Origin of the sequence: Chryseobacterium sp. CP-77 (assembly GCF_036362765.1) — a bacterium.
In the GTDB taxonomy this organism is placed as follows: Bacteria; Bacteroidota; Bacteroidia; order Flavobacteriales; family Weeksellaceae; genus Chryseobacterium; species Chryseobacterium cupriresistens.
The window spans coordinates 4,673,589-4,693,312 of the sequence record NZ_CP143637.1; the positions used below are offsets into that span (position 1 = coordinate 4,673,589).

The following is a 19,724-nucleotide window of genomic DNA, read 5'->3' on the forward strand; positions in this document are numbered from 1 at the left end:
AAAGTCTGAATTGTTCTCTTATTTTATCTTAAATACACTCTTGATAAACCTCATATTCAGATAGTCTTCAACCGGGAAAATCTTGGTGAAGTAATTTCCGATATAGATCAGTACCAAAACAACTGCAGGTTTGTAAACAAGATTAATCAGATTGCTGTTGAAATTAGGAAGAACAATGGCTACTGTAATGGCTAAAGTACAGATAATAGACACGAAAATCATTTCAATACTTAAAGGCGAAACTTTAAATACAATATAATTGAAAACAATTTTCACCACATTATAAATCGTAAGTGAAATAGCTGTTGATAAAGCAATTCCAATCAGTTTCAGAGGTGTGTTTTTAATAAAATAATAATTCAGTCCGATTGTTAATCCGGCCAGTAAAAGCATGACCAGAATATTGAATCTGTAATATTTTGAGAGTGAAATAATATTTCCATTAAATCCCGTTGCAAGGTCGATCAATACAGCAGAGCCCCAGATCCATACTACCGGCTCGTACTCTCTGAGCATGGTTCCGTTCTTTGGCATAAACTGCGTCAGATATGGGAATCCAACCATAATACATGAGAACAACACAGCGCCAAGGAAATAGAGTGTTAAAGACGTCTTCTTATGGAATCTGTCCAGTTCTACCATATCTCCGTCTGCCAGATTTTTACTGATAATCGGAGCTGAAATATTGAATAGTCCCAATTGGGGGATAGAGATCAGAGAAATCAAAGCATAGAGAACGGAATATATCCCGTTTTCTTCCATTCCCATAAATTCTCCAATCATAAAACTGTTGATCGCCAGATAATTTCCAAATGTTCCCAGAAATCCAAAGAAGCTGTAGTTCAGGAATTCCTTCCAGAAATTATTTTTTTTGAAATAATCTGTGCTGATGTCGAACTTTATTTTTTCCAGCTTATTGGTATAATAAATATACCCGAACAGCATGAGCGCAAATATTCCGAAGAAAAAAGCCAGTGCAATATTCTGAGACAAAGAAAAGTAGAAGAAAAGACAGAAAGCGCCCAGATTTGCTATTTTAGGGAAAAGATTGTCAAAGATATTCGAGACGACAATTCTTTTATAATTTGAAGTGTATTTATTGAAAATAGCACAGAGTGACAAAATTAAAATTAAGGGTAAAATAATTTTTTTAATTTTCCACGCTTCTGAATGTACAAATTTCGGATAAAAATAGGGGAGGATAAAAAATACAGTAACAAAAATGAGAAAATTGATCAGAACTGTCACAAGAGATAGTGAAAGCATATTCTGGTTTTTTCCTTCTTTCTGCAAAGCATTAAAAAATTTTACATTCGCATAAGAAATACCAAAAACAACAAAAGGAACAAGCATTTCAGCGGTTTGCATACTGTAGCGCAGTTTTCCGTAAAATTCAAAATCATTCGGAAATATGAATATTGCGGAAACGGTGCCCAGCAAAAAACCAATATAACCGATAATGGAATATTTGAAGCCTTGTCTCGCTACTACACTCATAAAGTTGTTTTAAATGTTTTTAGGTATAAAAATAATATTGTTGATGTACTGAGTTTTATTTTTTTCGTCGTTTGTATTTTGTGTAATAATATCTTCTGTAAGATCCTCCAGCGTAAAACTGTTTCTGTTCAGATATTTGGCGTCATATCCCCAGCTCATCACTTCGGATATCTCATTCCAGATCGGCGTTTCATGGTGTCTTTGTTCCATCTCAACCATCAGGGTTGGCTTGAACTGTCTGATCGTTTCTCTCGCGCCGGAAAGGGTCTTTATTTCGTTTCCTTCAACGTCTATTTTAATAAAATCAAGCCTGTTGAAATGTTCAAGTGCTGCCCATTCATCCAGCTTGATCACTTTTACTTTCTCTGTATAGCTTTTCTCTTCTCCCTTTTCTTTGTAAGCCGTGTTTAAAGTACCGCGGGAAGCAACCGTTTTTCCGTTTATAATAGGTACTTTGAACTCAGCAATTCTGTTTTCGTCAGAAAGAGCAAGAGGAAAGATGTGCATGGCCGGAAACAGTCTTTTCAATCGTGTGCAAAGCTTTTTGTTAGGCTCAAAACCATAAATATGGTCATGATTTAACGTTTTTTCCAACTGATAAAGGAAAGTTCCTACATTCGCACCAATATCAAGGATTACAGCATTTTTAGAAAGGTATTCTTTGATCCATACCAGTTCCGGTTCTACATTACGTTCCGAAAAGTTGCTTTTATTAAGATTATTTAAAGTTTTAAAATATCTTTTTTTGTAAAAATTCGGGCTTATGTATTGTAGTTTCTCTGCAATTTTTTGGTATAAAGACATTGTTGGCTTTTTGGCGAACAGCAAAGATACATAAAAATGTAAAACTTTTCTTAAAAAATGTTAATTGTAATAGCTTGATTTTCAGTACTAAATTTTAAAATTTGATTTTGTAACCCATTGAATTTTAAGATATTCTCAATTTGTCACAGAGACATCTTTATCTCTGCAACACATGTTTTAAACATCGTGGCCAGCGAGAATACACGCAGTTGTCTGTTGAATCTGCGATTTATGATCAGAAATTAAAGCAGAGGTGTATTCAGGAAATCATTGAAAGGTTTCATCAGCTTGAAAACCTGGGTCATATTTTTTACCGCATTTTTGTCCAGTACTTCCTCATCTTTCAGAGAGTATATCACAATAAAGTTTTTAAGCTTGAGGTATTCTGCCATAGGGTCTTCCTTTTCAAACCCTTGAGGGACTTTCTTCAGTTTATCGTCCTGATCAAGCTCCGGAAAATGTTTTTTAAAATCTTTATTATTGAGAATTTTCAGGAAATCATCTCCATACAAAGAAATTTCCTTACGGACTTCTTTCAGAACAGAAGATTCCGGCATATAGATTCCTCCGGCTAAAAAGGATTTTCCGGGTTCCAGGTGAAGATAATAACCTCCTTTCTGATTTCCTTTTCCCATGCCCAGAGAAGCTCCGAAATTGGTTTTATAAGGGGATTTGTCTTTCGAAAAACGGGTATCCCTGTAAATCCTGAACAGGGCTTTTTTACTGTCTATTCTGGCAAGTTCTTCATCAAAACCGGACATCTCTCTGATGAGCTCATCCAGAAAGGATACCACGTTTTGCTGTGATTCTGTGTATAAATTTTTATTTTCATTAAACCAATCGCGGTTATTGTTTTTATTTAACTTTTTTAAAAAATCAAATGTTTTGGAAGAAATACTTGAAGACATATTGTAATAGGTGTTTTTTGTTATTAAGTGAGATCCTGGATTTCATACCCAGAATCCCGAATCAAAGTCTCGGATGTCCAGTCTCGCAACCCGAACCGCGAATTCCACAACTCAAATGTACAAAAACTATTAATTAGGGGACAATATTCAATAGCGATAAATAAGAATATGAAAAACAAAAATTTGCATTTAATGGCTTTATTTTTGAAAATTCATAAATAACACGGAAAAAATTAATCCAATTTAATAAAAAAAAATAATGTTTAACAACTTTTTAAATCAAGGCTTCTTTTTTTAGATTTAATTTTACAAAAATCAAAGATATATTACAGGATTGTGAATTTAAGTTTGCATATTTAAAAATTTATTCAAAAACAAATCAAATATTTATTGTATCTTTGCAAAAATTTTAAAATAGTTAATGAATTTATTTACGGAAACCAATTTAAGTCCTGATATCCTTAAGGCAATTGGCGAACTGGGTTACGAAAGCCCAACAGAAATCCAAAAACAGACTATCCCTTTTATTCTTTCAGATATTCGCGACTTGATCGCACTTGCGCAGACAGGGACAGGCAAAACAGCAGCGTTTTCGCTTCCGATTTTGGATATGATTGACGATACGAGTCGCAAAATCCAATTATTGGTGCTTTGTCCGACACGGGAATTATGTCTTCAGATTTCGAAGGACATAAAGAATTACTCTAAGTATATGAAAGACATCAAGACAACTGCGGTTTATGGTGGAAGTAGTATTGTAGAGCAGATGAGATCTTTGAAGGATAAGCCACAGATTATCGTGGGAACTCCGGGAAGAGTAATTGATCTTATCAACAGAAAAGCATTGGACTTTTCTGCAATTCATTGGTTAGTATTAGACGAAGCTGATGAAATGCTTTCTATGGGATTCAAGGATGAATTGGAAACCATTCTAAGCGAAACTCCGGAAACGAAACAAACTTTCTTATTCTCTGCAACGATGAATAAAGAAGTGGAAAGAATTTCCAAAAATTATCTTACAAAACCACATCGTATTTCTGTAGGTTCTATCAACGAAGTGAAGAAGAACATTACTCACGAATACTATGTTGTAGGATACCGTCAGAAAAAAGAAGCATTGAAGAGACTTATCGATGCAAATCCAAACCAGTATTCCATTATCTTCTGCAGAACGAGAATGGAAACTCAGGAGGTTGCTGATTTCTTAATGCAGAACGGATATGCCGCTGATGCTCTTCACGGTGATCTTTCTCAGGCGCAGAGAGATACGGTAATGAAGAAATTCAGATTGAAAAATATTGATATTCTTGTGGCTACAGATGTTGCCGCAAGAGGACTGGATGTAAACTCTCTTACTCACGTTATTCACTTCTCTTTACCGGATGACCCTGAAGTATTCGTTCACAGAAGCGGAAGAACAGGTAGAGCTGGAAAAGACGGTATTTCTATGGCTCTGATCAAGCCTGAAGAAAGCAGAAAACTGAAACAGATCAAATCTGCAACTAAAATTGAAATCCACGAAAGATTTATCCCTACAGGTGATGATATTATCAAAGCTCAGGTAGGAGGTGTATTTGAAAAATTATTGACAGAGCACGAAGATCTTTTCGAATTTGATGATAGCTTAATCCCGGATCTGAGCAACTTCACAAAAGAAGAACTGGTGCACCAGCTGCTGCAGTTCCAGTTGAAAGATCTTGCTTTATACTACAAAGACAAGCACGACCTTGCTGAGCAGAAATTAAGCAGCAGGGATGACGATTACTCAAGAAGAGACCGTGGACGTGACAGAGACAGAGATAGAGGTCGCGACAGAGATCGCGGACGTGACAGAGACAGAGATCGTGGCGGAAAACCAAGAAGAAGAGATGAAAACATGGTAAGATTCTTCTTCAACCTTGGTAAAAAAGACCATTTGAAGAAACTTGATGTTTTAGATATTATCAACAAAGCTACTGCTGGCGGAAAAAGCAAGAAAAGAGCGGAAATCGGTGATATCGAAATCTTAGAGAAATTCTCTTTCTTCGAAGTTGAAAAATCGTTCAAAGACAATGTATTGAGCAATATTCAATCGATGAAATTCAAAGGAAAAGATATGAGAGCTGAAGTAGCCAACTAATCCTTCCTATACCATACAAAACCGGCATTCATGCCGGTTTTTTTATTTGATAATCAGTAGTTAAGCGAATGTTAACAAAACTTAATGTTATATAGTTTCACGTGCAATCCTTTTTTAAGAAATTTGCACACGAATTATAAATACTAAAAAATGGGAATTGGTAATATTTTCCACGCTTTTCAACCAAAAGATAAAATCTTCTTTGTACTTTTCGAAAAAGTAACTGAAAATCTAGTTGCAATGTCAGAAGAATTCAACGCAGGAATCAAGGATTTCGATCTTAATGACGATTCAATGTTGAAGAAAATGAGCGACTTCGAACACAAGAACGATGAACTTACTCACGAAATTTTCGTAGAATTAGGGAAAAACTTCATTACACCTTTTGACCGTGAGGACATCCACACATTGGCAACAGGGCTTGATGATATCGCTGATTATATCTACGCTTCCACAAAATATATTTTCCTTTACAAATCACCTGAGATGAAGGCGTATTCAGACTTCTCTTTATTGATCCACAAAGCATGTCTTGAAATTCAGAATGCGATGAAAAACCTTAAAGGGTTTAAAAACATGGAGCAGGTGAAAGAAGCTTGTATTAAGGTGAACTCTATTGAGAATATTGCTGACGATTTGCTTTCCAACTCAATGGTAGAATTATTTGAAACGAATGATGCGATCAACATTATTAAAGTTTCTTCCGTATTAAACTACCTTGAAATTGTAACAGACAAAGCAGAAGATGTTGCCAATACCATTGAGAACATCATGATTAAATACGCATAATACATAGCAAAAAATGGAATTTCCGATTTTACTTGTAGTTATTATTGCGCTGGCCCTGATCTTCGATTATATCAATGGTTTCCATGATGCAGCCAACTCAATTGCAACTATAGTTTCTACAAAAGTTTTAACTCCATTCCAGGCTGTACTTTGGGCGGCGCTTTGGAACTTCGCAGCATTCTTTATAGCTGCTTATATTATTGGAGAATTCAAAATTGGTAATACAATTGCCAAAACAGTTAACGAGAATTTTATCACCCTTGAAGTTATATTTTCCGGTCTTGTGGCAGCTATTGCCTGGAACCTGCTTACATGGTGGTTCGGAATCCCTTCATCATCATCACATACGCTGATCGGAGGATTCCTGGGAGCAGCTCTTATGCATGCTTTCATGATGGATTATCACGATGTGGCTGCAGCCCAGCCAGATCTTGGAATGTGGGGTACTGTTAAAGAAGCTTTCAATCAGGTAACACACCAGAGTGTGGTGAAATTTGATAAAGTAATTCCTATCTTCCTGTTCATTTTCATGGCTCCGATTATAGGGATGATTATTTCAATTATCATTACCCTGATCATTGTACATCTTTATAAAAGATCAAACCCGCACAAAGCAGACCAGTCTTTCAAAAGATTGCAGCTGGCTTCATCCGCTTTATTCAGCTTGGGACACGGTTTGAATGATGCACAGAAAGTAATGGGGATCATTGGTGCAGCGGTAATTTACTATCACGTTAATATGCTTCAGGATGTTCAGTATCTGAATATTCCTTCTGCAGAACGTTTTGATTATTTTGCGCAGCATTATATCTGGGTTCCTTTAGTTTCGTTCCTTGCCATCGGTTTAGGTACAATGAGTGGTGGTTGGAAGATCATCAAAACAATGGGTACCAAGATTACCAAAGTAACTTCATTAGAAGGAGTAAGTGCAGAAACTGCAGGTGCTATTACTTTATTCATCACAGACCACTTTGGTATTCCTGTATCTACAACCCATACGATTACAGGTTCTATCATCGGGGTAGGATTAACAAAAAGAATTTCAGCGGTAAGATGGGGAATCACTGTAAGCTTACTTTGGGCCTGGGTTCTTACCATTCCAATCTCTGCCATTGTTGCAGGAATTACCTATCTTGTGGTAACCTTCGTTTTCTAAAAAAACAAATCATATAATTATACAAACTTTGTCCTTTTGGGCAAAGTTTTTTGTTTTATAAAGCCTTGAAAAATCGTATTTTTGTTCAAATTATAAGATTTTATGGAATTTTTAGACAGATACCAGCAGATTGTTGCGGACGCCATCACTAAATATACTTTTAAAGACAAACCTTCGGAATTATATGAACCGATGAACTATATTATTTCCCATGGTGGAAAACGTCTTCGTCCCATTATGGTGCTTATGGCATGTGAGATGTTCGGAGGAGATCTTAAACAGGCAATCAAACCTGCACTGGCAATCGAGTTTTTCCATAATTTCACGCTGATTCATGACGACATTATGGATGAGGCGCCTTTGAGAAGAAATAAGCCTACTATTCATACCCTGCATGGTCTTAATGTGGGGATCCTTTCCGGAGATGGACTGATGCTTAAAGCCTATAAATTCTTTGAAGATCTTGAACCTGAAATTTTCAAAGCTTGTATCAGAATATTTACCCACACAGGGCTTTTGCTTTGTGAAGGACAGCAGTATGATATCAACTTTGAAACTCAGAAAGACGTTACTTTTGATGATTATATCAGAATGATTACCTACAAAACCGGTGTGTTGAGTGCTTCTTCATTTGAAATCGGAGCTTTGATTGCAAAAGCAGATTTTAAAGATGCGAAAGCTATTTTCAATTTCGGAAAGCATATCGGAATTGCTTTCCAGATTATGGATGATTATCTTGATGTCTTCGGAGATCAGGCACAGTTTGGAAAAAAACACGCAGGAGATATTTACGAAAACAAGAAAACAGTTCTGTATCTGTTAGCAAGAGAACATGCTACCGATGAAGAAAGAAAAGAACTGGATTACTGGTATTCTAAAAAGACTGAAAATGTTGATAAAGTCTACGGAGTTGAAAAGATTTTCAGAAGAACAAAAGTGGATGAAAAAGCATTACGACTGATTGAAAAACATAATGAAATCGGACAAAGCTACCTTCAGAAAATAGATGTTCCTGAAGAAAAGAAAAAACCTTTTATCGAACTGGCCAATTATTTGTTGAGAAGAGAAAGTTAAATAAGGTTAATAGGAATTAGGGCTTAGGAATTAGTTGGCCTGAGCCCTGATACCTAAATCCTAATCCCTTATAAATGAAATTCAGAACCGAAGTTGATATTCCCGCATCAGAAAAGAAGATTGAGATTGAAGATAAAATATTCTCAATAGGATCATGTTTTGCCTCTGAAATGACAGATCTATTGCAGGACGGACAACTTCAGACCCTTAATAATCCTTTCGGGACGATTTTTAATCCTTATTCCATCAATCATGCCATCAACAGATTACATGATTCTGCATTTTATGAAGAAGAGGAACTGATTACTTACAATGAAGAATATATCTCTCTGGATCATCATACCAGTTTTGATACCCGCTATATTCATCAGACCCTGGATAAGATTAATGGAGCTATTGAAGCGGGAAATGCCTTTCTTCAGGAAGCCGACTGGATCATCATTACTTATGGATCATCATTTATTTATGAGTTTCTGCCCAAAAATAAACTGGTAGCCAACTGTCATAAAATTCCGCAAAAGTTTTTTGAAAAAAGGCTGCTTTCCCATCAGGAGCTTACCAGCTCAATTTACCAGACGATTCTGGATCTTAAAGACATCTGCAAAGAAGGTGTACAGATCCTGTTTACGGTTTCACCTGTAAGACATACAAAAGACGGAATGGTAGAAAATCAGTTGAGCAAATCGAAACTGATTACAGCCATCCACGAATCCATTTCGATGTTTGAAGACTGTCATTATCTGCCTGTTTATGAAATTTTAATGGATGACCTGCGGGATTACCGTTTCTATAAGGAAGATATGATCCATCCCAGCACACAGGCGGTTAATTATATTTTTGACAAATTCGGAAGGTCTTATTTTTCAGAAGAGACTCAGAATTTTATCAAAGAAAACTTTAAGATTATCAAAGCTCTTGAACATAAAACCAGTGATAAGAAAGATCCAAAGTTTATAGAATTCAGAGAAAAACTGGATCAAAGAATTGAAGCCCAGCGCAAAAAGGTAAAACATAAAATATTTTAAATGCCTGATTTCACCAAGATTGATTATCTCAGAAATGGCAATGAAAGACAGAAAAGGGTTTACGAACTTCTTACAAAGCATCGCTTTTTTGAGAAATTAAAAGAGTATTCCCCAATTTTAGCAGGAACTGTTCCTATTGAAATAGATATAGCAGGAAGTGATCTGGATATTATTTTTGAGGTTGATTTAAGATTTGAAGAAGATTTTCTGGATGATTTAATGTTCAGCAGGTTCATCCCTCACGATGTTGACGTTGAATATCCCATTATCAACGGGGAAAAATGCATGACTTTGAATTTTGTGCTTGATGGTTTCCCGATCGAGATCTTTGGACAGAATAAGCCTACAATACAGCAGAACGCCTATCTTCATATGATTGCTGAATACAAAATATTACAGGAAAAAGGAGAAGAATTTAAACAGAAAATAATAGAACTTAAAAAACAGGGAATAAAAACAGAACCCGCTTTCGGATTATTGCTGGGACTTGAAAACCCTTATGAAGATCTGTTAAAATACTAAATAAAATGATTGATACACATACACATCTATACGCAGAAGAATTTGATGAAGACAGAAAAGAAGCCATTCAGAGAGCTTTAGACAAAGGAATAACAGAATTTTATCTTCCTGCTATCGATTCTGAATCGCATGAGAAAATGCTGCAGCTGGAAACAGAATATCCGGGGCAGATTTTTTCTATGATGGGACTACATCCTTGTTATGTAAAACCGGAATCATGGGAAAAAGAACTTGAAATCGTAAAAAATTATCTTGATCAGAGACATTTTCCTGCGATAGGAGAGATCGGAATAGATCTGTACTGGGATAAAACAACACTCGATATTCAGGTGAAAGCCTTTGAGCAGCAAATCGACTGGGCCATAGAAAAAGATCTTCCTATTGTCATTCATACCAGAGAAAGTTTTGATGAGACATTTGAAGTTTTAGAAAGAAAAAAACATCCAAAACTAAGAGGAATTTTCCATTGTTTTTCAGGAAATCTGGAACAGGCAAAGCATGCCATTGATCTTAATTTTATTTTAGGAATCGGTGGGGTAGTGACCTTTAAAAATGGAAAAATAGATCAGTTTCTGAACGAAGTTCCTTTGGATAAAATTGTTCTGGAAACAGATTCTCCTTATCTCGCGCCGGTTCCACACAGAGGAAAAAGAAATGAAAGTTCCTATCTTGATCTGGTGGCCGGAAAACTGGTGAATATCTATGGAAAAGATTTCACTGAGATAGACCGTATCACGACAGAGAATGCAAAGAATCTTTTTAAGTAAAGGGCTGGAAGGTGGAAGAGAGAAGCTGGAGATACTGTTAGTTTAAGATAAACAAAACCCCTTTTCAACACTGAAAAGGGGTTTGTCTCTTTTATTTCTTTCTTGTGAAATTCTTATTCTTAGGCTTTTTAAAACCTACGGAAGCTCCCGCAGAAGGCTTTTTGCGGTTATTATTAGACCTTGAATTATTACTGTTTTCTGTTTTGGGCTTTCCGCCGCCGGCAGGAACAGGTTTGTTATTCGAATCCCTTTTCTGTGCCACCAGATCATCAGTATGGAACGGATGATCCTTGATCACAGGGATTTTCTTGCCAATCAGCTTTTCTGTATTCTTTAAATTCAGAAGATCAAGTCCATCTACAAAAGAAATAGAGGTTCCTTCAGCTCCGGCTCTTCCTGTTCTTCCGATTCTGTGTACATAGGTTTCAGAAACATCGGATAGCTCAAAATTGATTACGAATTTCAGTTCATCAATATCAATTCCTCTGGCTGCAATATCTGTAGCCACAAGAACCCTTGTTTTTCCGGATTTGAAATTGTTCAACGCATTTTGTCGTGCATTCTGAGATTTGTTACCGTGAATCGCTTCTGCAGAGATATTATCTTTCTGAAGTTTTCTTGAAATCTTATCCGCGCCATGCTTTGTTCTTGCAAAAACCAGTACAGAATCTGAAATGTCATTTTTAAGAATATGAGAAAGCAGATTCAGCTTGTTGTCCTTTTCTACAAAATATACAGATTGTTTGATGGTATCTGCTGTAGAAGAAACCGGTGTTACTTCCACTTTCACAGGATTATTCAGAATGGAATTGGCCAGTTTTTGGATCTCGCCGGGCATTGTTGCCGAAAAGAATAAAGTCTGTCTTTTCTGAGGTAAAAGTTTAATAACTCTTTTTACATCATGTACAAATCCCATATCCAGCATTCTGTCTGCTTCATCAAGAACAAAAATTTCAAGGTTTTTCAGGCTGATGATTCCCTGTGCAATAAAGTCCAGAAGTCTTCCCGGTGTTGCTACCAGAATATCAACCCCTTTTCTCAAAGCAGCTTCCTGATTTCCTTGTTTTACGCCTCCGAAAATAACAAGTTGTTTTAGCGGAAGATATTTACCGTAAGCATTAATGTTTTCCTCAATCTGGATAGCCAGTTCTCTGGTGGGGGTAAGGATTAAGGCTTTTATATGTTTATTGGGAATTTTATTTTTGGATAAATTCTGTAGGATAGGGATGGAAAAAGCCGCTGTTTTTCCTGTTCCTGTCTGCGCACAACCTAAAAAGTCTCTGCCTTCTAAGATATCAGGAATAGATCTTTCCTGGATAGGAGTCGGAGTCGTGTAACCCTGCTCCTGGATTGCTTTTGCAATAGGTTCTATTAAGTTTAAGTCTGTAAAATTCAAATGAATTATTTTAAAATTTAAATAAAAATTCCTTCAGTCTGAAAGAATTACATTCTGCAAAGGTAGTCTAAATATTTTTAAGTATCTTTTTCCACTTTTTTAGACTTATTGCCTATTGAAAAACGGAAATGGCCACCCGAATAGGAGCCGCCATTTTTTTCTGTTAGATATCTGTAGTTTATTTAAATCTATATCCTGCACCAGCCTGAAGAAATCCGGCTTTCATAGGTAAAGTATTGCTTTTACTTATTTCTATAAAATTGAAATTATATCTTGCATCTACAAAAAACTTTTTGCTAAGCTTGTATTCTGCTCCCAGGAATGGAAATAGGTTTAAGGTCTTTACTCCATCATAATTTCTTTTCTCAGTTCCTGTTATCCTGCTACTGGCTTCTACTTTTGTAGATATATTGAAACCAATATTCATCCCGGCAGAAGCAGAAAGATTAGGAATAATATAATACTTTGCAGAAATGGGCACCTGTATTTGAGTTAGAGAATATGTATAATTCATATTTCCTAAACTACCCTGAGTGTTTGGTATTGTTATAGGATATGAAATTTTACCGCCTAGCTGAGTATAAAGAACCTCAGCCTGCAATCCGAACTTGTGGGATATTGGCTGCTCTGCCAGAATACCTGCATAGAAATAAGACTGGGAATCCATTTTATCATCAAAAAGTTTCATGCTGGATAAAGAATATCCTCCTTTCACTCCAAGGCTGACAGAGGATTCTGTTTTTGTGGGGTGTTGTGTTTGGGCATTAATGAAACCTGAACAGGCAAATAGTGAAACGAAAAAAAAGTTTTTTCTCATGTTGTTGATGGTTAATAATTTTATAAAAAAAATTCCTCGGTGGGAGGAATTATGGTAACAAAGATAATTTAATATTTTTTAAATGAAACTATTTCACTTTAGTCCATTCCTGGTTTTTTCTCAGATTTTCAAAAAACTGGTACACTTCTGAGAGCTTCTCGCTTCCGCGTTTTCCATAATCTTCTATATTTTTTGAAGTTCCGTCAGCAAATTTGATTCTTAAATAAGAGGTTGGAAGATCGGTAATATTGTGTTCACCGTATTTATCATTGAGTGATTTTACATCTAATCCGTCCAGTAAGGTGATCAACTTATTGTAATCCTCTTCCTTAATGGTTCCTTTAAAAGTTCCTTCACGCGGCTTTGAAAACTCATCTTTCGAAGGTTTATCATTAAAATTAAAATGTTCTGCTTCAAAAACCGCAGTTCTGTCCGGATTGATCGTCATTTTAAAAACAGGACAGAATCCAAAACATGGAGTAGCCTCATATTCAATGGCAGCATATTTTGAATTTACTTTTTGAGAAGTCGTACAGGATGTCAAAAACACAAATGCACAAATGGCTAGCAAATATTTCATAGTTTTTTCAATTTCAGAGGATCTCCCAATAATTGTTCCAAAAGAGAAAATTTCTTTTGTTTTTATGTTAAATCAGTTTAAATTTTTATTGAACAATTATTATCCAATGAAAATGTTAAGAAAAATCCATTCTTAACGGTTTAAAATGTAGAAAAATATCAGAATTATATACAGAAAAATAGCCTCAGGAAAACCTAAGACTATTTTGTATGTTGCAGTTTTATTTTATGAAAAAACAGAACTGATGAATCAATATTTCTATCCGTGCAATTGTTTCCAGATAGCATCCTTAAGTTCCATAAGGCCTTCTCCGGTAACACCTGAAAAGAATAAAGGCTGCTTGTTCTCCGGGAACTCTGCTGCAATTTCCTTTTTCAGTTCATCATCCAGAAGATCAGATTTTGAAATGGAAACAATGAAATCTTTATCCAGAAGTTCAGGATTGTACTCCTTCAGTTCATTTTCAAGAATCTTAAACTCGTTGAAATGATCCTCAGAGTCAGCCGGAATTAAGAATAAAAGGATGGAATTTCTTTCAATATGTCTCAGGAATCTGTGTCCTAAACCTTTTCCTTCCGCTGCTCCTTCAATAATTCCCGGAATATCAGCCATTACAAATGATTTGTAATTTCTGTAATCTACAATTCCAAGGTTAGGAGTCAATGTCGTAAAGGCATAATTGGCAATTTTTGGTTTTGCCGCAGAAACAGATGCTAAAAGTGTAGATTTTCCGGCATTCGGAAACCCAACCAGACCTACATCTGCCAAAATTTTAAGCTCGAAAACGATATACCCTTCCTCTCCCGGAAGACCTGGCTGTGCATATCTTGGGGTCTGATTCGTAGAAGACTTGAAATGCTCGTTTCCTAACCCTCCTTTACCACCATGCATCAGGATGATTTCCTGTCCGTCTTCTAAAATTTCACCGATAATTTCGCCTTCTTCATTTTTGGCAATAGTTCCCACCGGAACCTCAATATAAACATCAGCTCCGTAGGCACCGGTAAGCTGGTTTTTTCCTCCGTTTTCACCACGTTCTGCTTTTACGTGACGGGTGTATCGGAGTGGAAGCAAAGTCCATTCATTAGCATTTCCTTTCATAATGATATGACCTCCACGACCTCCGTCGCCTCCGTCAGGACCACCTTTAGGAATATACTTTTCACGGCGAAGGTGGGCAGAACCAGCACCTCCGTGTCCGCTTTTACAATGGATCTTTACGTAATCTACAAAGTTAGACATATAGTTTGTGTTGCGGGGTGAGAATGACGGGATGAAATTTCAATCCCGTACCCATATCCCGATTATTTAATTTTCTCTACCTCAGCGAAAAGTTTTTGGGAAATCTCATCAATTTCTCCAACACCGTTTACCTCTACATATTTTCCCTGCTTTTTATAAAGCTCGGCAACTTCTGCTGTTTTGGTATAATATTCTTTAATTCTGTTTTCGATGATCTCTACATTGCTGTCGTCTGATCTTCCGCTGGTTTCACCTCTTTTCAGAAGTCTTTCCACCAAAATTTTGTCCTCTACCACCAATGAAAGACAGATATCAATCTCGTCATTCAGTACTTCTTTAACGATTGTTTCCAAAGCTTCTGTCTGTGCAGTTGTTCTTGGATATCCGTCAAAAATAAAACCGTTGGTATCAGTAGGTTTTTTGATCTCATCGATCAGCATATCTGTTGTTACCTGGTCCGGAACCAATTCTCCCTTATCGATGTATGATTTAGCCAGTTTTCCAAGTTCAGTGTCATTTTTCATATTGTATCTGAAAAGATCACCTGTTGAAACCTGTTTTAAATTGAATTTTTCGATCAGATTCTGAGCTTGTGTTCCTTTTCCACTTCCTGGAGGGCCGAACAGAACAATGTTTATCATAATGTTGATTCGCTTTAGGCAACTGGCATTTTGCTTCTGGCTTTTGGCTTTTGGCGGTTTGCTCTTTGCTTTCAGCTTTTTTAAGTTATTATTAAATTTATTTCTTTATATAATTTTAAGCTAAAAGCTATCAGCTAATAGCCAACAGCGTTTAATGGTTGATTTGTCCGTCTTCCAGCTGATATAAATTCGGAAGGTTTCTACCCAATTCGTCATAATCCAGTCCATATCCAAGTACAAACTTGTTAGGAATTTCCTTTCCGATATAATCCAGTTTGAAATCTTTCTTGTAAATCTCCGGTTTCAGCAGGAAACTAGCTAGTTTTACAGATTTAGGACGTTGTGTTTCTTTGAAATATTTAAAAAGACTTTCAACGGTATTTCCTGTATCTACGATATCTTCAACAAGAATAATATGACGGTCTCTTACATCTTTGGTAAGTTCCATTTTCTGATAAACGATCCCTGTAGACTCAGTTCCTACATAAGAACTCATTTGAATGAAGGCAATTTCGCATTCTCCCGGGTAATATTTTAAAAGATCTGAGAAGAACATCACCACCCCATTTAAAACCCCAATGAAAACAGGAACTTCGTCCTTGTAATCTTCATAAATTCTTAACGCTGTCTCTTTTACAATTTCCTGAATTTCGGCATCCTTTAAATAAGGAACGAAAGTTTTGTCGTGAACTTTAATGCTTTCCATAAAATTTTTAGTAGTTGGCAAAGTTACGGAATTTTGATTAAAATACTTTCCTGTTTTTATCAGTTTGAAAGTTTAAGGGTTTTGCAGCAGCAGAACTGTATATCATGATAAAGGATGTTTAAATAGGAATAACGATAAGCTTTCCAGTGATGTATAATGATATACCTTCAAAAATCAAGATCTTGAAAGTGATAAAAAAACAGGTGTTTGATAAAGGAGAGAAAAGAAGGTGATCAATTTCCTGATCATTAATGAAATATAATATTCCGAAAATGAGTATCTTTGTACTTTCAAAACCCAAAATACAGACATGTAGGATATAATTTCTTTCAGATTCAATAAACGGCAACGCCAATGTTGCTGGTGTTTAATTATACTATTTAAGAAAGAAATCATGATTTTACTGCAAAATATATCCTTTGGGTTTCCGGGAGGAAATCTTCTATTTAATCATATCAATGTAACAATACAGGCTCATACCAGATCTGCTTTGCTAGGCAGTAACGGCATGGGGAAATCAACTCTGCTGAAAATAATCGCAGACGAAATACAACCTTCAGAAGGCAGCGTTAATATCCAGGGCGATATTTTTTATGTGCCTCAGATGTTTGGAAATTGTAATCATCTTACCATCGCGGAATGTCTGAAAATAGATCAGAAATTATATGCCCTCCAGAAAATTACCAATGGTGAGGTGGATGAAATTTATTTTGAAACGCTCAATGATGACTGGGACATTGAAGACCGGTGTAAGCAGGCTCTGGAGCATTGGAGACTCGGGAATTTTGAATTAACTCAAAAGCTTGAAGGCTTGAGTGGCGGTCAGAAGACGAAAGTTTTTCTTGCCGGAATTCAGATCAATCAACCTGATATTATCGTATTGGATGAGCCGACCAATCATCTGGATAGGGAAGGAAGAAAACTCTTGTATGATCTTATTGACAAAACAGATTCAACAGTAGTTATCGTAAGCCACGACCGTACTTTGCTCAATCTTGTGGATACCATATTTGAGTTAAGTAATCAGGGAATTACAACTTATGGTGGAAACTATGACTTTTATGCCGAACAGAAAGAAGTGGAGGAGGAAGCATTGCAAAATGATATCCATTCCAAAGAGCGGGCTTTAAAAAAAGCAAAAGAAAAAGAACGGGAAACATTAGAACGAAAGCAAAAACTGGATGCGAGAGGTAAAGGCAAACAGGAAAAATCCGGAGTAGCAAGGATTATGATGAATACTCTTCGGAATAATGCGGAAAAAAACAGTTCAAAGCTGAAAAGTGTCCATGCTGAGAAAATAAGTGGTATCTCAGGTGATTTGAGAGATTTGCGTTCCTCGTTAAAGAATTCTGAGCAGATGAAAGTGAATTTTAATGATTCCAATCTGCATTCAGGGAAGGTTTTGATTACAGCCGAAGATCTCAACTTCAGTTATGGAAAAGGGAAACTCTGGAAAGAAAATCTTAATCTTGAAATCAGCAGTGGAGACAGAATTTCAATAAAAGGAGGAAACGGTTCCGGAAAAACGACGCTGATAAAACTTTTGTTAGGAAGTCTTCAGCCCTCGGAAGGGAGAATAAAAAAAGCAGATTTCAACAGTATTTACATTGATCAGGAATATTCTCTGATTGATAATGACTCAACGTTGTATGATTTTGTACAGACTTTCAATGACAGTGCCATGCAGGAATCAGAAGTCAAAACATTACTGTCCAGATTTTTGTTTGGAAAAGATACCTGGGATAAAAAATGCGGTATGCTGAGTGGAGGAGAGCGTTTACGGTTACTTCTCTGCGGGCTTTCCATCAGCAATAAAGCACCGGATATGATCATCCTTGATGAACCTACCAATAATCTTGATCTGCAGAATGTGGAAATTCTCACCTATTCTATCAAAGATTATCACGGAACCCTGCTGGTGATTTCCCACGATGAAGTTTTTCTGGGAGAGATTGGAACTGGTCAGGAATTAATCCTGAATTGATACCTGGGTTTCACAAATTATACAGAATCATTTTGATATTCAATAGAGATGGGCTTTAGCCCGTCTATCAATAAGATTAGAATCCATCGGCTTTAGCCGAAACTTATACAGAAATTCCAGATAATTGCTATCTGGAATTTTTATTCTCTGTGATTATTGAATTTAAATATCCACTTATAAATTTCCGTCAGAACCTCTTCTCTTATGGATTCGTTCAAAATCTCATGACGCATTTCCGGATAGATCTTTACGTCCACATTTTCAAAACCATCAGCTTTTAAGTTATCGACCGTATGCATGACTCCTTTTCCAAAATCGCCAATCGGATCATTCTGCCCGCTTATAAATAAAAAAGGGAAGGATTTTGAAATAGAAGAAGCCCAGTTTCTTGCAGTCGCCTTTTTATAAACGGTAAATAGAGTATAAAAAGCATTATGGGTAAACGGAATTCCGCAAAGTTCATCCTGTTCAAAAGCCTTTCTGTTTTCAGGATTAATACTGAGCCAGCTTGTGTTGCTGAAATCTTTATCCTTTTTAAAATGCTTGTTATTGACACTTGTAAAAACAGAATTTAAAAACGTACGATGACGGGGAGCAATAGCCGTAGCCAATGATAAATACCCTCTCAATATATCGATTCCTGGTAAAGGTCCGCCGGTTCCTGTAATGACAGCTCCTGAAAATTGACTGCTGGCTTTTTGAAGAAGGCAACGTGTAATAAAAGATCCCATAGAATGGCCCAGAATAAAATGGGGAATATCCGGATATTGCTCTGCAAGATGATCTGCCATCATTTTGGCATCGGCTATAAGTCTTTCATCCGGTTTTTCAAGCTGGAAGAAACCAATGTCTTTTTTCTCTTTTACAGATTTTCCATGTCCCAGATGATCATACGTCAATACAGCAATACCATGAGACGCAAAATATTCTGCAATCTCTGCATATCTTCCGCTGTGTTCCTGCATGCCGTGAACAATGAGAAGGGTGGCTTTTGTTGTCTCCGGAGAAAACAGAGTGTAGAAAAGTTCTGAACTGCTGTTTATTTTTGATGGTAAATAGGCAGACTTTTGTGATGGGTTCATAGTAATTGGAATATTATTTTATTTCAATATCTGGAAGTTTATAATTTCCAACCGTTTCAATTAATTTTGAAGAATTGGTTTTTAAATTATTAAAAAAAGAATCAATATTTTCCGGATACCCTCTTTCACTCAGTGCAAAAAGAAGAACGCCTTTATTCTTTCCATTACTAATGATTTTGTAGCGATAAATATTTCTTTCTGCAATAAGTATTTCCTTGCCGTCCTTTGAATTTTCACTGATAAGAAAATCTAAAATATATTCTTCCTTATTTTCAAAAATCTGGTAATTGACGACTGGGTTGGTCTTTTTCATTTCCTGCAGTTCAGCTACTTTTTGATCCACAACATCCTTGATATTAAAATCACCTTTTATAAAATCGACCAATACCATACTGTTGTATTTATGGATGTTATCATGTGAGCTTACATATTCCTGTTTAAAATAATTTTCATTAGGATGCGAACTCCATACGAGATTATATTCCTTTTGATTTAGCTTAATGGGACCACGTATATTTAGATAATCATTTACTTTATTTTGAGCGTTCACATAAATAAGAGGGATTATTAAAAGTAGAATCAGAATTTTAATTTTCATTTGTATAAATTTATAGT

The 19,724-nt window shown here is 36.1% G+C and carries 19 protein-coding genes; 8 read left to right on the forward strand and 11 right to left on the reverse strand.

The window, feature by feature from the left end; genetic code table 11:
• Positions 1 to 18 precede the first annotated feature (18 nt).
• The 3 genes from V0410_RS20970 to V0410_RS20980 all read right to left on the reverse strand — a co-directional run bounded on the left by V0410_RS20970 (position 19) and on the right by V0410_RS20980 (position 3,209).
• On the reverse strand, positions 19 to 1,497 hold the full coding sequence (locus V0410_RS20970) for a lipopolysaccharide biosynthesis protein (protein ID WP_330745496.1): 1,479 nt from the start codon (positions 1,495 to 1,497) through the stop codon (positions 19 to 21).
• 9 nt (positions 1,498 to 1,506) lie between these two features.
• Entirely contained in the window at positions 1,507 to 2,301 is a 795-nt protein-coding gene (locus tag V0410_RS20975) for an FkbM family methyltransferase (protein WP_330745497.1), read from the reverse strand.
• Between the two features lie 242 nt (positions 2,302 to 2,543).
• Positions 2,544 to 3,209, reverse strand: a complete 666-nt coding sequence (locus V0410_RS20980) for a DUF2461 domain-containing protein (RefSeq protein WP_330745498.1) — start codon at positions 3,207 to 3,209, stop codon at positions 2,544 to 2,546.
• A 421-nt stretch (positions 3,210 to 3,630) separates the two neighbouring features.
• On the opposite strand from V0410_RS20980, the gene V0410_RS20985 reads away from it, so the two are divergent.
• From V0410_RS20985 to V0410_RS21015, 7 genes are all read left to right on the forward strand, one after another.
• Positions 3,631 to 5,328: a DEAD/DEAH box helicase gene (locus V0410_RS20985; RefSeq protein WP_202839809.1), complete on the forward strand. Its 1,698-nt coding sequence runs from the start codon at positions 3,631 to 3,633 to the stop codon at positions 5,326 to 5,328.
• 150 nt (positions 5,329 to 5,478) lie between these two features.
• Entirely contained in the window at positions 5,479 to 6,117 is a 639-nt protein-coding gene (locus V0410_RS20990; protein ID WP_065393534.1) for a DUF47 domain-containing protein, read from the forward strand.
• Between the two features lie 13 nt (positions 6,118 to 6,130).
• A complete protein-coding gene (locus V0410_RS20995; protein WP_110010796.1) occupies positions 6,131 to 7,273 on the forward strand; it encodes an inorganic phosphate transporter in 1,143 nt (380 codons plus the stop codon).
• 102 nt (positions 7,274 to 7,375) lie between these two features.
• Positions 7,376 to 8,347, forward strand: a complete 972-nt coding sequence (locus tag V0410_RS21000) for a polyprenyl synthetase family protein (protein WP_110010795.1) — start codon at positions 7,376 to 7,378, stop codon at positions 8,345 to 8,347.
• A 74-nt stretch (positions 8,348 to 8,421) separates the two neighbouring features.
• Complete coding sequence (locus V0410_RS21005; protein ID WP_330745499.1) at positions 8,422 to 9,372, forward strand: GSCFA domain-containing protein; 951 nt, start codon at positions 8,422 to 8,424, stop codon at positions 9,370 to 9,372.
• Positions 9,373 to 9,894, forward strand: a complete 522-nt coding sequence (locus V0410_RS21010; RefSeq protein ID WP_330745500.1) for a DUF4269 domain-containing protein — start codon at positions 9,373 to 9,375, stop codon at positions 9,892 to 9,894.
• Between the two features lie 5 nt (positions 9,895 to 9,899).
• Positions 9,900 to 10,661: a TatD family hydrolase gene (locus V0410_RS21015; RefSeq protein WP_330745501.1), complete on the forward strand. Its 762-nt coding sequence runs from the start codon at positions 9,900 to 9,902 to the stop codon at positions 10,659 to 10,661.
• A 91-nt stretch (positions 10,662 to 10,752) separates the two neighbouring features.
• Here the strand turns inward: V0410_RS21015 and V0410_RS21020 are convergent, their stop codons facing one another.
• From V0410_RS21020 to V0410_RS21045, 6 genes are all read right to left on the reverse strand, one after another.
• Positions 10,753 to 12,057, reverse strand: a complete 1,305-nt coding sequence (locus V0410_RS21020) for a DEAD/DEAH box helicase (RefSeq protein ID WP_330745502.1) — start codon at positions 12,055 to 12,057, stop codon at positions 10,753 to 10,755.
• A 178-nt stretch (positions 12,058 to 12,235) separates the two neighbouring features.
• Positions 12,236 to 12,874 carry a porin family protein gene (locus V0410_RS21025; protein WP_330745503.1) on the reverse strand — a complete coding sequence of 213 codons (639 nt, stop codon included), beginning with the start codon at positions 12,872 to 12,874 and terminating at the stop codon, positions 12,236 to 12,238.
• Positions 12,875 to 12,962: 88 nt separating this feature from the next.
• Positions 12,963 to 13,454 carry a DUF6438 domain-containing protein gene (locus V0410_RS21030; RefSeq protein ID WP_330745504.1) on the reverse strand — a complete coding sequence of 164 codons (492 nt, stop codon included), beginning with the start codon at positions 13,452 to 13,454 and terminating at the stop codon, positions 12,963 to 12,965.
• Positions 13,455 to 13,712: 258 nt separating this feature from the next.
• Positions 13,713 to 14,696 carry a GTPase ObgE gene (obgE, locus tag V0410_RS21035; RefSeq protein ID WP_110010788.1) on the reverse strand — a complete coding sequence of 328 codons (984 nt, stop codon included), beginning with the start codon at positions 14,694 to 14,696 and terminating at the stop codon, positions 13,713 to 13,715.
• 62 nt (positions 14,697 to 14,758) lie between these two features.
• Entirely contained in the window at positions 14,759 to 15,337 is a 579-nt protein-coding gene (locus V0410_RS21040; RefSeq protein WP_202839791.1) for an adenylate kinase, read from the reverse strand.
• A 151-nt stretch (positions 15,338 to 15,488) separates the two neighbouring features.
• A complete protein-coding gene (locus V0410_RS21045; protein ID WP_047374145.1) occupies positions 15,489 to 16,043 on the reverse strand; it encodes a phosphoribosyltransferase in 555 nt (184 codons plus the stop codon).
• Between the two features lie 394 nt (positions 16,044 to 16,437).
• Here V0410_RS21045 and V0410_RS21050 point away from each other — a divergent pair, with 394 nt between their 5' ends.
• Positions 16,438 to 18,027 (forward strand): ABC-F family ATP-binding cassette domain-containing protein, encoded by a 1,590-nt coding sequence (locus V0410_RS21050; protein WP_330745505.1) that lies wholly within the window; start codon positions 16,438 to 16,440, stop codon positions 18,025 to 18,027.
• Positions 18,028 to 18,167: 140 nt separating this feature from the next.
• Here the strand turns inward: V0410_RS21050 and V0410_RS21055 are convergent, their stop codons facing one another.
• Positions 18,168 to 19,109, reverse strand: coding sequence for an alpha/beta fold hydrolase (locus V0410_RS21055; protein ID WP_330745506.1), 942 nt, complete (start codon positions 19,107 to 19,109; stop codon positions 18,168 to 18,170).
• Between the two features lie 13 nt (positions 19,110 to 19,122).
• Positions 19,123 to 19,707 carry a hypothetical protein gene (locus V0410_RS21060; protein ID WP_065119740.1) on the reverse strand — a complete coding sequence of 195 codons (585 nt, stop codon included), beginning with the start codon at positions 19,705 to 19,707 and terminating at the stop codon, positions 19,123 to 19,125.
• Between the last annotated feature and the right edge of the window lie 17 nt (positions 19,708 to 19,724).

Excerpts from the sequence above, each read along its gene's own strand:
- V0410_RS20980 (WP_330745498.1), bottom strand. The coding sequence starts at position 3,209 with ATGTCTTCAAGTATTTCTTCCAAAACATTTGATTTTTTAAAAAAGTTA.
- V0410_RS21055 (WP_330745506.1), bottom strand. The coding sequence starts at position 19,109 with ATGAACCCATCACAAAAGTCTGCCTATTTACCATCAAAAATAAACAGC.
- V0410_RS21050 (WP_330745505.1), top strand. The coding sequence starts at position 16,438 with ATGATTTTACTGCAAAATATATCCTTTGGGTTTCCGGGAGGAAATCTT.
- V0410_RS21040 (WP_202839791.1), bottom strand. The coding sequence starts at position 15,337 with ATGATAAACATTGTTCTGTTCGGCCCTCCAGGAAGTGGAAAAGGAACA.
- V0410_RS21015 (WP_330745501.1), top strand. The coding sequence starts at position 9,900 with ATGATTGATACACATACACATCTATACGCAGAAGAATTTGATGAAGAC.
- V0410_RS21045 (WP_047374145.1), bottom strand. The coding sequence starts at position 16,043 with ATGGAAAGCATTAAAGTTCACGACAAAACTTTCGTTCCTTATTTAAAG.
- V0410_RS21060 (WP_065119740.1), bottom strand. The coding sequence starts at position 19,707 with ATGAAAATTAAAATTCTGATTCTACTTTTAATAATCCCTCTTATTTAT.
- V0410_RS20975 (WP_330745497.1), bottom strand. The coding sequence starts at position 2,301 with ATGTCTTTATACCAAAAAATTGCAGAGAAACTACAATACATAAGCCCG.
- V0410_RS21030 (WP_330745504.1), bottom strand. The coding sequence starts at position 13,454 with ATGAAATATTTGCTAGCCATTTGTGCATTTGTGTTTTTGACATCCTGT.
- obgE (WP_110010788.1), bottom strand. The coding sequence starts at position 14,696 with ATGTCTAACTTTGTAGATTACGTAAAGATCCATTGTAAAAGCGGACAC.
- V0410_RS21025 (WP_330745503.1), bottom strand. The coding sequence starts at position 12,874 with ATGAGAAAAAACTTTTTTTTCGTTTCACTATTTGCCTGTTCAGGTTTC.
- V0410_RS21000 (WP_110010795.1), top strand. The coding sequence starts at position 7,376 with ATGGAATTTTTAGACAGATACCAGCAGATTGTTGCGGACGCCATCACT.
- V0410_RS20995 (WP_110010796.1), top strand. The coding sequence starts at position 6,131 with ATGGAATTTCCGATTTTACTTGTAGTTATTATTGCGCTGGCCCTGATC.
- V0410_RS20970 (WP_330745496.1), bottom strand. The coding sequence starts at position 1,497 with ATGAGTGTAGTAGCGAGACAAGGCTTCAAATATTCCATTATCGGTTAT.
- V0410_RS20985 (WP_202839809.1), top strand. The coding sequence starts at position 3,631 with ATGAATTTATTTACGGAAACCAATTTAAGTCCTGATATCCTTAAGGCA.
- V0410_RS20990 (WP_065393534.1), top strand. The coding sequence starts at position 5,479 with ATGGGAATTGGTAATATTTTCCACGCTTTTCAACCAAAAGATAAAATC.
- V0410_RS21005 (WP_330745499.1), top strand. The coding sequence starts at position 8,422 with ATGAAATTCAGAACCGAAGTTGATATTCCCGCATCAGAAAAGAAGATT.
- V0410_RS21010 (WP_330745500.1), top strand. The coding sequence starts at position 9,373 with ATGCCTGATTTCACCAAGATTGATTATCTCAGAAATGGCAATGAAAGA.